The 14,420-nt window shown below is 70.6% G+C and carries 12 protein-coding genes; 8 read left to right on the top strand and 4 right to left on the bottom strand.

What is annotated here, in order from left to right; translation table 11 throughout:
• The first annotated feature begins 5 nt into the window (after positions 1–5).
• The 7 genes from ACF1GV_RS33230 to ACF1GV_RS33200 all read left to right on the top strand — a co-directional run bounded on the left by ACF1GV_RS33230 (position 6) and on the right by ACF1GV_RS33200 (position 6,847).
• Positions 6–419, top strand: coding sequence for a roadblock/LC7 domain-containing protein (locus ACF1GV_RS33230; protein WP_023546525.1), 414 nt, complete (start codon positions 6–8; stop codon positions 417–419).
• Positions 420–530: 111 nt separating this feature from the next.
• Positions 531–926 (top strand): DUF742 domain-containing protein, encoded by a 396-nt coding sequence (locus ACF1GV_RS33225; protein ID WP_361627748.1) that lies wholly within the window; start codon positions 531–533, stop codon positions 924–926.
• Positions 907–1,497, top strand: coding sequence for an ATP/GTP-binding protein (locus ACF1GV_RS33220; protein ID WP_391688297.1), 591 nt, complete (start codon positions 907–909; stop codon positions 1,495–1,497). Before ACF1GV_RS33225 ends, ACF1GV_RS33220 begins: the two co-directional genes overlap by 20 nt.
• 420 nt (positions 1,498–1,917) lie before the next feature.
• The gene (locus ACF1GV_RS33215) at positions 1,918–5,190 is read left to right on the top strand and encodes a nitrate- and nitrite sensing domain-containing protein (RefSeq protein ID WP_391688294.1); all 3,273 of its coding nucleotides are present in this window, start codon (positions 1,918–1,920) and stop codon (positions 5,188–5,190) included.
• A gap of 10 nt (positions 5,191–5,200) precedes the next feature.
• Positions 5,201–5,614, top strand: a complete 414-nt coding sequence (locus ACF1GV_RS33210; protein WP_004983065.1) for a roadblock/LC7 domain-containing protein — start codon at positions 5,201–5,203, stop codon at positions 5,612–5,614.
• Positions 5,615–5,712: 98 nt separating this feature from the next.
• Positions 5,713–6,285: a DUF742 domain-containing protein gene (locus ACF1GV_RS33205; RefSeq protein WP_391688291.1), complete on the top strand. Its 573-nt coding sequence runs from the start codon at positions 5,713–5,715 to the stop codon at positions 6,283–6,285.
• Positions 6,266–6,847, top strand: coding sequence for an ATP/GTP-binding protein (locus ACF1GV_RS33200; RefSeq protein WP_159535964.1), 582 nt, complete (start codon positions 6,266–6,268; stop codon positions 6,845–6,847). The genes ACF1GV_RS33205 and ACF1GV_RS33200 overlap by 20 nt, the downstream gene beginning before the upstream one ends.
• Before the next feature lie 165 nt (positions 6,848–7,012).
• Here the strand turns inward: ACF1GV_RS33200 and ACF1GV_RS33195 are convergent, their stop codons facing one another.
• Together ACF1GV_RS33195 and ACF1GV_RS33190 are read right to left on the bottom strand one after the other, a co-directional pair.
• Entirely contained in the window at positions 7,013–7,207 is a 195-nt protein-coding gene (locus ACF1GV_RS33195) for an acyl-CoA carboxylase subunit epsilon (RefSeq protein ID WP_363269457.1), read from the bottom strand.
• Between the two features lie 57 nt (positions 7,208–7,264).
• On the bottom strand, positions 7,265–8,860 hold the full coding sequence (locus ACF1GV_RS33190; protein WP_391688288.1) for an acyl-CoA carboxylase subunit beta: 1,596 nt from the start codon (positions 8,858–8,860) through the stop codon (positions 7,265–7,267).
• Positions 8,861–9,197: 337 nt separating this feature from the next.
• Here ACF1GV_RS33190 and ACF1GV_RS33185 point away from each other — a divergent pair, with 337 nt between their 5' ends.
• Entirely contained in the window at positions 9,198–9,821 is a 624-nt protein-coding gene (locus ACF1GV_RS33185; protein WP_391688285.1) for a YceI family protein, read from the top strand.
• A gap of 87 nt (positions 9,822–9,908) precedes the next feature.
• On the opposite strand, the gene ACF1GV_RS33180 is transcribed toward ACF1GV_RS33185, so the two are convergent.
• Together ACF1GV_RS33180 and ACF1GV_RS33175 are read right to left on the bottom strand one after the other, a co-directional pair.
• Positions 9,909–11,279: a hypothetical protein gene (locus ACF1GV_RS33180; protein WP_391688283.1), complete on the bottom strand. Its 1,371-nt coding sequence runs from the start codon at positions 11,277–11,279 to the stop codon at positions 9,909–9,911.
• 51 nt (positions 11,280–11,330) lie between these two features.
• On the bottom strand, positions 11,331–14,342 hold the full coding sequence (locus tag ACF1GV_RS33175) for a glycoside hydrolase family 3 N-terminal domain-containing protein (protein ID WP_391688280.1): 3,012 nt from the start codon (positions 14,340–14,342) through the stop codon (positions 11,331–11,333).
• Positions 14,343–14,420 lie beyond the last annotated feature (78 nt).

Here is a 14,420-nt window from a genome sequence, read left to right as displayed (position 1 = left end):
GCCAGATGAGCCAGGCGGCACAGAACCTCAACTGGTTGATCACCAACTTTGTGGACAACACCCCCGGGGTGTCCCACACGGTCGTCGTCTCCGCCGACGGTCTGCTGCTGGCGATGTCCGAGGGCTTCCCGCGCGACCGTGCCGACCAGCTGGCGGCCGTCGCGTCCGGGCTGACCTCGCTGACGGCCGGTGCCTCGCGGATCTTCGAGGGCGGCACCGTGGCACAGACGGTCGTCGAGATGGAACGGGGTTTTCTGTTCCTGATGTCCGTCTCGGACGGCTCGTCGCTGGCCGTGCTCGCGCACCCGGAGTGCGACATCGGCCTCGTCGGCTACGAGATGGCACTCCTGGTCGACCGCGCGGGCGCGGTGCTCACGCCCGACCTGCGTGCCGAGCTCCAAGGAAGTCTGCTCCACTGACCGGCCCGTGATCCATACGCGTCACCGAAAAACCGTCCGGCCGCCACAATCCCCCCACCGGCCCCGTCCGACGGCCAGCCCGACCGACTTGCTGTCTCGCCCGGAGGATCCATGACCCCGCCCACCGCCCATCATGATCCGTACGCAGGGTCGTACGAGGAAGAGGGCGACCAGCCGCTGGTCAGGCCGTACGCCATGACCGGCGGCCGGACCCGGCCGCGCTACCAGCTCGCCATCGAGGCGCTGATCAGCACCACGGCCGACCCGGCTGCGCTCATGGGGTTGCTCCCGGAGCACCAGCGCATCTGCCATCTGTGCCGTGAGGTGAAGTCGGTCGCGGAGGTCTCCGCGCTGCTCAACATGCCGCTGGGCGTGGCCCGCATTCTGGTCGCGGACCTCGCCGAAGCCGGTCTCGTCGCGATCCACCAGCCGGGCGGCGACGAGGCCACCGGTGCTCCGGACGTGACACTGCTCGAAAGGGTGCTCAGTGGACTTCGCAAGCTCTAGCGGTCAGGCGACGGCCGCGGGTCGCTCGACCACCTCGGCGAAGATCGTGGTGGCGGGCGGCTTCGGCGTGGGCAAGACCACGTTCGTCGGCGCCGTCTCGGAGATCAACCCGCTGCGCACGGAGGCCGTGATGACGTCCGCGTCCGCGGGCATCGACGACCTCACCCACACCGGAGACAAGACCACCACCACGGTGGCCATGGACTTCGGCCGCATCACCCTGGACCAGGACCTGATCCTCTACCTGTTCGGCACCCCCGGACAGGACCGCTTCTGGTTCATGTGGGACGACCTCGTCCGCGGCGCCATCGGCGCCGTGGTACTCGTCGACACCCGCCGCCTCGCCGACTGCTTCCCCGCCGTCGACTACTTCGAGAACAGCGGCCTGCCCTTCGTCGTCGCCCTCAACGGCTTCGACGGACAGCAGCCCTACCAGCCCGAAGAGGTGCGGGAGGCGCTGCAGATCGGGCCGGACACCCCGATCATCACGACGGACGCGCGCCACCGCGCCGACGCCAAGTCCGCCCTGATCACGCTGGTGGAACACGCCCTGATGGCGCGCCTGCGCTAGCGCTCACCTCGGTGGGACGCCGGGCCGGCACTCAAGTCGGAAGGGCGATACGGCAGTTGTCCTGGGGTGGTGACGGAGCCGGCTGTGGCCTTTGACACGGCCGGCTCCGGTGTTCATAACAGTTCGGCAGAGGAATCGTGGAGAACCGCCACGCGTCGCGGTCGCCCGGTGTCGCTGTGCGCACGAACGCCCCGTCTTTTGGCGGGGCTCGCTCTTTATGACCGTTTTATGCGGGGCTTACATCACCTCGAGCCCGCGCATTCCGCTGTTTGGAAGAGCGCAGGTCGTCGTGCTGGAATGCCTGAACTGCCCAATAGTCAAAGACGTACTGGTAGGCCTACCGGGAGTCGTTTTGGCCGACCGGGCACGGACACGCTGCGGCACGACGAAGGTGCCGACCGCCGAGAGGTTGTTGGTCGAGTGAGGCGAAGCAAGAACAGTCCCGAGCCGGCGGCGCGGGGCAACTTCACCCCGCCGCCGCGCACAGCGGCGCCCGCTCCTGTGCCCGGTTCGGAACCGTCGGCGGCGCCGGCCCCGAGCGGCGGCCGCTTCTCCCCCCGCAACTGGCGGGTGCCGACCCGGCTGAACGCGATCCTGCTCATACCCGTGCTCGTCGGCCTCGTCATGGGCGGCTTCCAGGTCAAGAGCTCGATCGACACCTGGCAGAACGCGGAGGACGCGGAGAACGTCGCCCTGCTGGTCCGCGCAGCGGAGGACTACGGCCAGGCCCTGCTCGACGAGCGTGACCTCACCGCCCCCGACCTGCTCCAGGGCAAGGGCGAGACGGCCGAGGTCAAGCAGCTGCGCGCCGCCACCGACTCGGCCAAGGGGAAGTTCGACGAGGCGGCGAAGAACCTGCCGCACACGGCCGCCCTCGACCGCCGTATGCAGCTGTTCCGGTCCAACGAGAACAAGCTGGGCGCCCTGCGTCAGGCCGCGTTCACCAAGCCGATGGACCCGGTGAAGACGGAAGAGGGCTACGTCCTCGTCCAGCACTCCCTGATGGAGTTCGCCAACGAGCTGAGTCTCGGCACCGGCAACGTCACCTCCTACGGCCGTACCGTCTACGCCGTCTCCCTCGCCAAGGCCGCGACCTCGCTGCAGCGCGCGATCGGCGTGCACCTGCTGATCCGGCCCGCCGACAAGCGGAGCGTGGCCGCGCAGCAGCGCGTCTCCCTCGCCACGTACCGCTACCTCGAGGGCATCGCCGTCAACGAGTTCGTCTCCGGCGCCACCCAGGCCGACGTCGACCGTCTCGACCAGGTCATGGCGCAGCAGCGCCAGAAGGTCGGTGACCGGGGCGCCGCCGTCAACGCCGGTGACAACAGCTCCACGCAGGGTGGCGCCTACACCGCCATGCCCGTCGCCGACAAGATGCTCCAGGGCATCGCCGCCGGCACCTTCAGCTCCGAGGAGCTGGCCGCCAAGGGCGTGACGCCGCAGACCTGGATGGGCGCCTCCACCGCGAAGTTCGACGGCTACCGCCAGGTCGAGACCGAACTGGTCGACAAGGCCGTGGCCGACGCGCAGAGCATCGCCGACAGCGCCAAGCAGGACGCCATCGTCACCGGCGCCATCGTGGTGATCGCCCTGCTGCTCGCCTTCATCCTGGCCGGTGCCGTGGCCCGCCAGATGAGCCGCGCGATGCGCCAGCTGCGCAACGCCGCGTTCGGCATCGCCGAGCAGCGCCTGCCGATGCTGGTCGACCAGCTCTCGCGCACCGACCCCGGCCGGGTCGACACCCGGGTCGCGCCGATCCCGATCACCACCACCGACGAGATCGGCGAGGTCGCCCGAGCCTTCGACCAGGTGCACCGCGAGGCGGTCCGGCTCGCCTCCGAGCAGGCCCTGCTGCGGGGCAACATCAACGCGATCTTCACCAACCTCTCGCGCCGCAACCAGTCGCTGATCGAGGGCCAGCTGTCCCTGATCACGGACCTGGAGAACAACGAGGCCGACCCGGACCAGCTGGAGAACCTCTTCAAGCTGGACCACCTCGCCACCCGTATGCGCCGCAACGGCGAGAACCTGCTGGTCCTCGCCGGCGAGGAGCCCGGCCGCCGCTGGGACCAGCCGGTGCCGCTGGTCGACGTGCTGCGCGCCGCCTCCTCCGAGGTGGAGCAGTACGAGCGCATCGAGCTACAGGGCGTGCCGGAGGCCGAGATCCACGGCCGGGCCGTGACCGACCTCGTACACCTGCTGGCCGAGCTGCTGGAGAACGCCACCACGTTCTCCTCCCCGCAGACCAAGGTCCGTGTCACCGCGACCCGTCTCCCGGACGGCCGCGTGATGATCGAGATCCACGACAAGGGCATCGGCCTGACGGCCGAGGACTTCGCCGACATCAACCACAAGCTGGCAAACCCGCCGACCGTGGACGTCGCGATCTCCCAGCGCATGGGCCTGTTCGTGGTCGGCCGGCTGTCCGACCGGCACGGCATCCGGGTCCAGCTGCGCCCCTCGGGCGAGCAGGCCGGCACGACCTCGCTGGTCATGCTGCCGGACGCGATCACGCACGGTGGTGGCGGCGAACAGCACGTCCAGCGCGACGAGTTCACCGTCTCGCAGATCATCCCGGAGCAGAACTACCGGGGTGAGGACTTCAGCCAGCCGATGCGGACGGCCGCGGAGCTGGGCTTCGACGACAGCCGCTATGTCGAGGTCCCCGACGACCTGCGGGACCTGGACCCGGTCGGCCGCTCGCTGATGCGCGAGGAGCGCCGCGCGGCCCTGGAGTCCCAGTCGAACGGCCAGCCCCAGGAGCAGAACCCCGAGCAGGGCGGGTACGCCGACGACTTCGGCTCCACCACCCAGCAGCAGTCCGCCTACGACGCCCAGCAGGGCGGCTTCCCCGAGCAGGGCGGCTTCCCCGAGCAGGGCGCCGGGTACGACCAGCACACGGCGTACGAGGAGCAGCGCGGCGGCTACGACGGGCAGCAGGCGCCGTCGTACGAGGACTCCTACTACGGGCAGAACGGCCACGTACCGCAGAACGACGGTTTCCAGAACGCCGGCGGCTACTCCGAGTCGTCCTATGCGGAGCCCGCGCAGGAAGAGTCCGCGGCGGCGCACGCCGGCACCACGGACGGCCCCTCGGGCTTCGACCGGACGTCCTACCAGGACGACTGGCCCCAGCAGCACAGCGGCTACCAGAACGGCTACGGGTCCCAGTACGCTGCTCAGGCACCGGAAACGGAACCGCAGCGGACCGCTGACGCGAGTCAGCAGGACCGCGTAGGCTTCGACCGTCCGGGACCGGCCACTTCCGCCGTCCACGAGTTGACCGACGCCGGGCTGCCGCGCCGCGGATCCCACGCGAGCGGTTCGAACGGCTCCGCGCAGCGCGTGAACGAGGAAGCGCCGGCGCCCACTCCGGAGCCCAACGGCGACAATGGCAGCTGGCGGTCGGCGAACGACGACCGCTGGCAGCAGGCCGCGCAGCTTCGGAAGCCCAAGGCAGGCGGGGTGACAGCCTCCGGCCTGCCGCGGCGGATTCCCAAGGCCAACCTGGTCGACGGCGCCGCCGAAACCACCCCCCAGGGGGGCCCACAGGTCTCCCGCGCCCCGGAGGACGTCCGGGGCAGGCTGAGCAACCTGCGCCGGGGCGTCCAGCGTGGACGCAGCGCGAGCGCAGGCAGTGAAACGAACGGCCAGGGCTTCGGTCCTGACAGCACCTACAACCAGGAGCGTTAGTGTGAGCCCGATGAGCCAGGCGGCACAGAACCTGAACTGGTTGATCACCAACTTCGTGGACAACACCCCGGGGGTGTCCCACACGGTGGTGGTCTCCGCCGACGGACTCCTTCTGGCGATGTCCGAAGGCTTCCCCCGCGACCGCGCCGATCAGCTCGCGGCCGTCGCCTCCGGTCTGACCTCGCTGACCGCCGGTGCGTCCCGGATCTTCGAGGGCGGCAGCGTGAACCAGACGGTTGTGGAGATGGAGCGGGGATTCCTCTTCATCATGTCCATTTCCGACGGTTCCTCGCTTGCGGTGCTGGCGCACCCGGAGGCGGACATCGGTCTCATCGGATACGAAATGGCCCTTCTGGTGGACCGGGCCGGTACTGTCCTGACGCCGGATCTGCGGGCTGAGCTCCAGGGCAGCCTGCTCAACTGACAGGGGGACGGTGCGTATTGGCGTCCCGGGGCCGTAAGGTTTCGGGACGCGGGCTTCCACGTGGTGGGATGCCAGACACGCTCGGAGGAGGAGAAAAAGTGGCAACACCCCCAGGCGGATCGCCTTCGGGCAACTGGTCGTACGGCCCTGGCCAGGGCCGCGGCGACGGTTCCGCGAACCCGTACGCCTACCCCTCCGCCCCGAGCCACCGGCAGCCGTACATGCCCCAGGGCCCCGGCCCGTCGCCGTACGACCAGCCGCCGGCCCCGCGCATCCAGCCCGTGCAGCCCCAGCGTCGCACCCCCGAGCCGGCGCCCGCCGGGGCGTCGAACAACCCGCTGGTGCGTCCGTACGCCATGACCGGCGGCCGGACGCGACCGCGCTACCAGCTCGCCATCGAGGCGCTGGTACACACCACCGCTGCTCCGCACCAGATGCAGGGCCAGCTGCCCGAGCATCAGCGGATCTGCAACCTGTGCCGCGAGATCAAGTCGGTGGCCGAGGTCTCGGCCCTGCTGACGATCCCGCTCGGCGTGGCCAGGATCCTCGTCGCCGACTTGGCGGAGGCGGGACTGGTCGCCATCCATCAGCCCGGCGGCGACGAGAACGCCGGCGGCCAGCCAGACGTGACACTGCTCGAAAGGGTGCTCAGTGGACTTCGCAAGCTCTAGCGGCGGTCCTTCCCGCTCCACCACCTCCGCGAAGATCGTGGTGGCGGGCGGCTTCGGCGTGGGCAAGACCACGTTCGTCGGCGCCGTCTCGGAGATCAACCCGCTGCGCACGGAGGCCGTGATGACGTCCGCGTCCGCGGGCATCGACGACCTCACCCACACCGGAGACAAGACCACCACCACGGTGGCCATGGACTTCGGCCGCATCACCCTGGACCAGGACCTGATCCTCTACCTGTTCGGCACCCCCGGACAGGACCGCTTCTGGTTCATGTGGGACGACCTCGTCCGCGGCGCCATCGGCGCCGTGGTACTCGTCGACACCCGCCGCCTCGCCGACTGCTTCCCCGCCGTCGACTACTTCGAGAACAGCGGCCTGCCCTTCGTGATCGCCCTCAACGGCTTCGACGGACAGCAGCCCTACCAGCCCGAAGAGGTCCGTGAAGCACTGCAGATCGGCCCGGACACCCCCATCATCACCACCGACGCCCGCCACCGCGCCGACGCCAAGTCGACGCTCATCACGCTGGTCGAGCATGCGCTGATGGCACGCCTGCGGTAGTCGGTTCGGCTTCCGGGCTGCCCCTTGCGGTCGTACGCCGCCTGCGGGCAGCCCGTGTCCGGCCGCTCCCCACGGCGGAGCCGCGGATCGGGCACCGCCCCGCGCCCCTTGGGTGTACGAAGAAGGGCCCCTCTCCTCGGCGAGGGGCCCTTCTTCGTGCTTGTGTCAGCGCCAGCTGTGCGGGGCGCGGAAGCCGTTCTCGCGCTCCAGGCGGCGCCAGCCGGCACGGGCGCGGCCGCGGTGGGCGGGGACGGTCTCGGCGGGGCGGGCGGCCGCGCGGGCCAGGAGGACGGCCGTGATGGCGGCGACCTCCTCGGGCTCGGCGTGGCCCTTCTCGACGCGGATGTCGGGAGTGCTCATGGGTGTCAGTCTCCGTGAGTAAGGGGTCCGCGGGGTTGCCGCGGTGGGTCCGCTGGGTTACTGCGGAGGGTTGCCGTGCTTGCGCGAGGGCAGGTCGGCATGCTTCGTCTGGAGCATCGCGAGTGAGCGGACGAGGACCTCACGGGTCTCGGCGGGGTCGATGACGTCGTCGACCAGGCCGCGCTCGGCCGCGTAGTAGGGGTGCATCAGCTCCGCCTTGTACTCCTTGACCATCTTCTGCCGCATGGCCTCGGGGTCCTCGGCGTCGGCGATCTGCCGGCGGAAGATGACGTTGGCGGCGCCCTCGGCGCCCATGACGGCGATCTCGTTGGTGGGCCAGGCGTAGGTCAGGTCGGCGCCGATGGACTGGCTGTCCATGACGATGTAAGCACCGCCGTACGCCTTGCGCAGGATGAGCGAGATCCGCGGCACGGTCGCGTTGCAGTACGCGTACAGCAGTTTCGCGCCGTGCCGGATGATCCCGCCGTGCTCCTGGTCGACGCCGGGGAGGAAGCCCGGGACGTCCAGGAAGGTGATGATCGGGATGTTGAAGGCGTCGCACATCTGCACGAACCGCGCGGCCTTCTCCGACGCCTCGATGTCCAGCACACCGGCCAGCACCTGCGGCTGGTTGGCGATGATGCCGACGACCTGGCCGTCCAGCCGGGCGAGGGCGCAGATGATGTTGCGGGCCCAGCGCTCGTGCACCTCGAGGTACTCGCCGTCGTCGACGATCTCCTCGATCACCTTCGTCATGTCGTACGGCCGGTTGCCGTCCGCCGGGACCAGGTCCAGCAGGACGTCGCCGCGCCGGTCGACCGGGTCACCGGACTCCGCCCGCGGGGGGTTCTCCCGGTTGTTCTGCGGGAGCAGCGACAGCAGGTACCGCACCTCGGCGATGCAGGTCTCCTCGTCGTCGTACGCGAAGTGACACACACCGGAGGTCTCCGCGTGCACGTCCGCGCCGCCGAGCCCGTTCTGAGTGATCTCCTCACCGGTGACGGCCTTGACCACGTCCGGGCCGGTGATGAACATCTGCGAGGTGTCGCGGACCATGAACACGAAGTCCGTCAGCGCCGGGCTGTAGGCCGCGCCGCCCGCGCACGGGCCGAGCATCACCGAGATCTGCGGGATGACACCGGAGGCCTTGGTGTTGCGCTGGAAGATGCCGCCGTACCCGGCGAGCGCGCTGACACCCTCCTGGATGCGGGCACCGGCGCCGTCGTTGAGCGACACCAGCGGCGCACCGGCCGCGATGGCCATGTCCATGATCTTGTGGATCTTCGTGGCGTGGGCCTCGCCCAGCGCGCCGCCGAAGATGCGGAAGTCGTGGGCGTAGACGAAGACCGTGCGGCCCTCCACCGTGCCCCAGCCGGTGATCACACCGTCCGTGTACGGCTTCTTGGCCTCGAGCCCGAAACCGGTCGCCCGGTGCCGGCGCAGCTGCTCGACCTCCCGGAAGGACCCCGGGTCCAGGAGCAGCTCGATGCGCTCCCGGGCGGTCAGCTTGCCCTTGGCGTGCTGGGCCGCGGTCGCCTTCTCGCTCGGACCGGCCAACGCCTGGGCACGGATCTCGTGCAGCTCGGCGACCCGCCCGCGCGCGTCCGTCGGCTCGCCGGTGGGCTCACCCGTCGTCTCTTCCAAAACGGTCATGTAGCGACCTTACGAAGACCGCCAAGGAAAGCGAGCCGTCGACTCCGTACAGTGTCCGGCCCGTTTTCCTGGTACCCCTGAACAGAACCAGGCGGGCATGCAGGCGTTCCGACTGCTCAGAGGGCATCGGGGTTGTAGGGGTCGCACAAATCGGCCGGGCGTAAGACGCCTCACATCGGGGCGCTCGCATGCCATCGCTGGAGTGAATCCGGGCCCCGGTCGACGACCCGGGAAAGACTACCCCCGCCGAGACTGTTGAACTTTGAACGGAATAGGTCTACCGTCGAAATCGTTGGCATCGTTGAACATTCAACATTCCGTCCCCAAGGAGCACGCCATGGGCATCTTCGGCCGCAAGAACACCCCCGAGACCACCACCGCCGGCACCACCGCCACCGCCACCGCACCCGTCAGCCCGGACCTCGCGGCTCTGACCGGCGACTACACGATCGACCCGAGCCACACCACGATCGGCTTCGTCGCCCGGCACGCCATGGTCACCAACGTCAAGGGTTCCTTCCTCGACTTCTCCGGCTCGCTGCACCTGGACGGCGCCGACCCGTCCCGCTCGACGGCCTCCCTCGACGTCAAGATGGACAGCATCGACACGGGCAACGCCGACCGCGACGGTCACCTGAAGTCCGCGGACTTCTTCAAGACCGACGAGTTCCCGACGATGACCTTCCGCTCCACCGGGGCGCAGGCCCTGGGCGGCGACGACTACCGCATCACCGGCGACCTGTCGATCCTCGGCGTCACCAAGCCGCTCACCATCGACCTGGAGTTCCACGGCGCCGCCAAGGACCCGTTCGGCAACGAGCGCGTCGGCTTCGAGGGCAAGGCGGAGATCCTGCGCTCGGAGTGGGGCCTGACCTGGAACGCGGCGCTGGAGACCGGCGGCGTCCTGGTCTCCGACAAGATCAAGCTCGTCTTCGACATCTCCGCGATCCGCAACGCCTGACCCGAACTCCGGCACAGCACGGGCCACCCGACTTCCGCGTCCCTCGCGGAAACCGGGGGCCCGTGCCGCGTTGTGGCGGACGGCCGCTCAGAAGCTGCCGCCGCCGAAGTCCCCGCCGCCCCCGCCGAAGTCCCCTCCGCCGCCCCCGTCGCCGAAGCCGCCGAAGTCCCCGAAGTCGCCCGAGTCGAAGTCGGAGCCGGACACGTCACCGCCGTCGTAGCCGCCGGTGCCGAAGTCGCCGTACCCGGTGCCGTAGTCGGCGGCGTACGACGGGGTGGCCATCATGCTGCCGAGCAGGGTGCCGACAAGGAGGCCGGGCAGCAGGCCGCCGCCGAAGTAGCCGCCCGCCCACGGGCCGTAGGCCGGGCCCGCGTCCCAGTAGGGGCGGCGGCCGTAGTCGGTGTCGACCTCGCGGACCATCGGGTCTCGGCCGTCCGCCAGCCGGGCCTGGTCCGCGGCGCACACCGGGACCTCCCGCGCGGCGCCGCCGGCCGGGGTCCAGGTGGCGTCGGCGACCGAGGGGCCGTGGCGCGGGTCGAAGAAGCACGGCGGCCGACGCTGCGGCAGCGGCCGTCCCTCGCGGCGCGCGGCGAGCTGGGCCAGGGAGAAACGGCCGTCCTCCAGCGCCTGCGTGACGGCCCGAACGTCCTCGGGCCGGCGCGCCGCGGCCATCAGCGACTTCGCCTGTTCGTAGGCGTCCAGGGCCCGCTCGTAGTCCGCGCGCATCGCGTCGTCGGCGCCCGGCTCGGCCGGGTGGAACTCGAGCCGGTCCAGTTCCTCGCCGAAGGCGGTGATGTCCTCGTCGACCACCACGCGCAGCTGCTCCAGCGCGGCCTGTTGCCCCTCCTCGCGACGGCGCCGGCCGCGCCGTACCAGGGCGTAGGCGCCCGCGCCACCGGCGACGACCACGGCGGCCGTGGCGACGAGCGCGGTGGTCGACACCCCGCCGCCGTTCCCGGTCGAACCCCAGCCGGACGGCGCCGAGCCGCCCATGTTGGCCACCGCCCGGTCGGTGAAGCCGGTCAGCTGGGTGCGCGCGTCACGATCACCCTGGACGCTGCTCACCAGGTTGTGCACGGCCGCCCGCGGCAGCACCGAGGCGTCGGCCCGGGCATCGAAGCGGTCGCCGAGGCGGACGGCGTACAGGCCGGTGATACCGGTGGCGGTCCGCAGGTTGGTGAAGAGGTTCTTGGTCGGGTAGTCGCCCGGCAGCACGACCACGAAGAGCGGCTTGTCCGCGCTTTTGATGCGCTTCGCCAGAGCGTCGGCGTCCGCGGCCGACAGCTGCGAGGCGGCCGGGTCGACATAGACGGGGTTCTCGCGCAGCGCCCGCCCGATCGTGGACAGATCGGAGTCCGCGACGGCATGCGGTGCCGGCGCCCACAGCACTGCGCACGCGGCGAGCAGAGCGGCCGCCAGCAGGGCCGGGAGGCTTCGGGTCCGTACGACGGCCTTCATACATCGAACGTACCCGAAGCCTCCCAAAACGCTCGTCCGCGCTGAGCGGAATCAGGCCGCCCGGTAGGCCGCCGTCAGTTTCTCCACCGCCTGTGCGTACCGTCCGGTCAGCAGCAGGTGGTCCGCCTCGGCGAACGGCCCCGCGACCGCCGGGCTGAGGTGCTGCCCCGCCTTCTGCTGGACGATCAGCCGGGCCCTGCCGACCAGCGCGCGGCCGGCGGAGTCCGCGCCCGCCCGTTCGGCCGCCCGGGCGGCGACGCCGAGCGCCTTCAGCGCGGCCGCGCCGCCCCGCGGGACCTTCGTCAGCGTCGTCAGGCCCCAGCCGTAGGGATACTGCGGATCATAGGAGCTGTCGCCGACGTTGATCGGCAGCTGCGCCTGCGAGCGCGGCCAGGTGACCGGCAGCTGCCCGGTGAACGGCCGTCTGCCGTACAGCACGTCGGCCACGCCGTCGCCCTCGGTGCCCGGCAGCCAGGAGGCGACCAGGGCGTCGATCTCACCGAGCTGGTCGCCGATCAGCTGCGGACGGCCGGAGACGATCAGCACCGCGCACTTCATCGCCGCGCACACCCGGTCGACGGCCTCCCGGTCGGCGGCGCTCAGCCGAAGGTCGTGGCCGTTGCCGACATCCCCGACACCCTCGGCGTAGGGGGTCTCGCCGACGACGACCACGCCGACGTCGTAGCCGGCCGTCGGAGCGGAGGCGTCCTTGGAGTAGGTGATCGCGGCGCCGGACTTGCGCATGCCCTGCAGGATGGTCGTGCCCTGCGTGACGGCGCCGGAGGAGCCCTGCCAGGTGAGGGTCCAGCCGCCGGTCTGGTTACCGAGGTCGTCGGCGTCGGATCCGGCGACGTAGACCTTCTGCGTGGGCTTGAGGGGCAGCAGTCCGCCGTCGTTCTTCAGCAGCACCTGTGACTTCGCGGCCGCCTCACGGGCCACCGCACGGTGCGCGGCCGAGCCGATCCGGGACGCTCCGCCGGTGTCGGCGTAGGGGTGTTCGAAGAGCCCGAGCCGGAACTTCTCGGTGAGGATGCGGCCTACGGCGTCGTCGATCCGCCGTTCGGCGATCCGGCCCGCCCTCACCTCGGCGACGAGTGCGCCGGTGAAGTCCTTGTAGCCGTAGGGCACCATCATCATGTCGACACCGGCGTTCACCGAGGTGCGCACCCGTGCGGCGTAGTCGCCGGGGAGCTGGTCGAGGGCGTTCCAGTCGCTGATGACGAAGCCTTCGAAGCCCATCCGGTCCTTGAGCACCCCGTTGATCATGTCGCCGCGGGCGTGCATCTTCACCGCGCCCTTGCCGTCGCCGACGATGTCGAGGGAGGAGTACGACGGCATGACCGTGCCGATGCCCCGCTCGACGGCCGTCTCGAACGGCGCCAGGTGGATGTCCCTCAGCTGCCGCGGGGTGACCGTGGTGACGCCCTGGTCGATGGTGTACGTGCCGGTGGTCGAGGAGCCGTACGCGGTGCCGCCGTCGCCGACGAAGTGCTTGGCGGTGGCGAGTACCTTGTCGTCCCGGCTCAGGTCCCGGCCGTCGGCACGGCCCTGCAGGCCCTGGACGACGGTCTCCATGGACTGCACGAGGGCGGGGTCCTCGCCGAAGGACTCGTAGGAGCGGCCCCAGCGTTCGTCACGGCTCACGCACAGACAGGGCGCGAAGTCCCAGGGGATGCCGGTGGCACGGACCTCGGCCGCGGTCACCGCCCCGGTCCGCTGGGCGAGCGCGGGGTCGCGGGTGGCACCGATGCCGACGTTGTGCGGCATGATCGTGGCGCCGGCCAGGTTGTTGTGGCCGTGGACGGCGTCGACGCCGTAGATCAGCGGGATCTGGAAGCGGGTCGCCCGGGTCCGCAGCTGGAAGCCGTCGATCATCCGCGCCCAGCCCTCGGGCGTGTTGGGCGTGGGCGTGGAGCCGCCGCCGGAGAGCAGCGAGCCGAGGGCGTAGCCGGCGATGTCGCCCGCGTCGCTCATCGCGCCCCGCTCGGCCTGGGTCATCTGGCCGGCCTTCTCCGCCAGGGACATCCGGGACAGCAGGTCGGCGACGCGCTCGCGCACCGGCAACTTCGCGTCGAGGTAGGGCAGTCCGTGCGCGTCGATCACGATCTGCGGGGTGTCGGCGGGGGCCTTGGCGCCGGTGACCGTGAGGGTGAGCGGGACGGTCTCGGCGGATTCGGCGTCCCGGTCCTTGCGGGTGGGCACCTCGATGGTCCGCGCCGTGCCGGACGCGGTGCCGGGCGGGAAGGTGAGGGTGCCGGAGACCGGCGTGTAGTCCTGGCCGGCGGTGGCGGTGCCGCCTTGCGTCGCGTACGTGACCGTCACGGGGTCGGTCAGGGGCTGGTCGCCGGTGGTGGCGACGGTGACCTTCACGGACGCGGTGCCGCCCTCCCGGACGGTGTGCACGGCGGCGTCGGTGGTGACCAAGGCGCGCAGCGACTGGTCGGCCGTGCCGTACAGCTCCACGCCGTCCAGGGCGAAGGTGCCGCGCACGCCGGTGGGCAGGGTGACGGCGTAGCCCCACATCCGGGTGAGACCGAGGACATGGTCGATGCCGCCGACGGGCTGGTAGTCGGTGCGATAGGTGAAGTCGGTGAACGGCAGCTCGATCTGTTTCCAGCCGGTGAAGTCGTCGGTGAAGGACGTGGTCCACAGCTCGGAGGCCTCGCCGTTCGCCCCGCCGTCCTTGATCTCGAAGGTGGTCTTCTTCCCGGTGCCGTGTCCCTCCCACCACAGGCGGATGCCCCGGTGGGCGGACCAGTCGTGCGGCGGCCCGGACGCGGCGAAGTCGTGTGTGAAACCGCCGTAGCCGCTGATGTCGTAGCTGCCGGCGAGGACCTTCTGCCCTTCGGGGGCGTCGGAGCGGTCGGTCAGGCTCAGCGCGGGCGGGTCGTCGGCGTCGCCGCCCCAGGTGAAGATGGACTCGGCGGGCTGCTGGGCGAAGGGCACCTCGCCCTCGAAGCGGTCGACGGGGACCGGGGCGGGGGCGTCTGCGGCCCGGGCGGACGCCCAGGGGAGCAGGGCCGCCAGCACTGCGGTGGAGGCGAGCAGGGCGGTTCTTCGCATGGACCTTCCCTCGGCTCTGGGGGTACCTCTCAAGGCTTAGTTCAGAGCGTGAGTTAACGGGTCTCCGGTCACGCCGTC

The organism is Streptomyces sp. NPDC014006 (genome assembly GCF_043088925.1).
In the GTDB taxonomy this organism is placed as follows: Bacteria; Actinomycetota; Actinomycetes; order Streptomycetales; family Streptomycetaceae; genus Streptomyces.
This window is presented reverse-complemented; position numbering and strand designations above follow the sequence as displayed.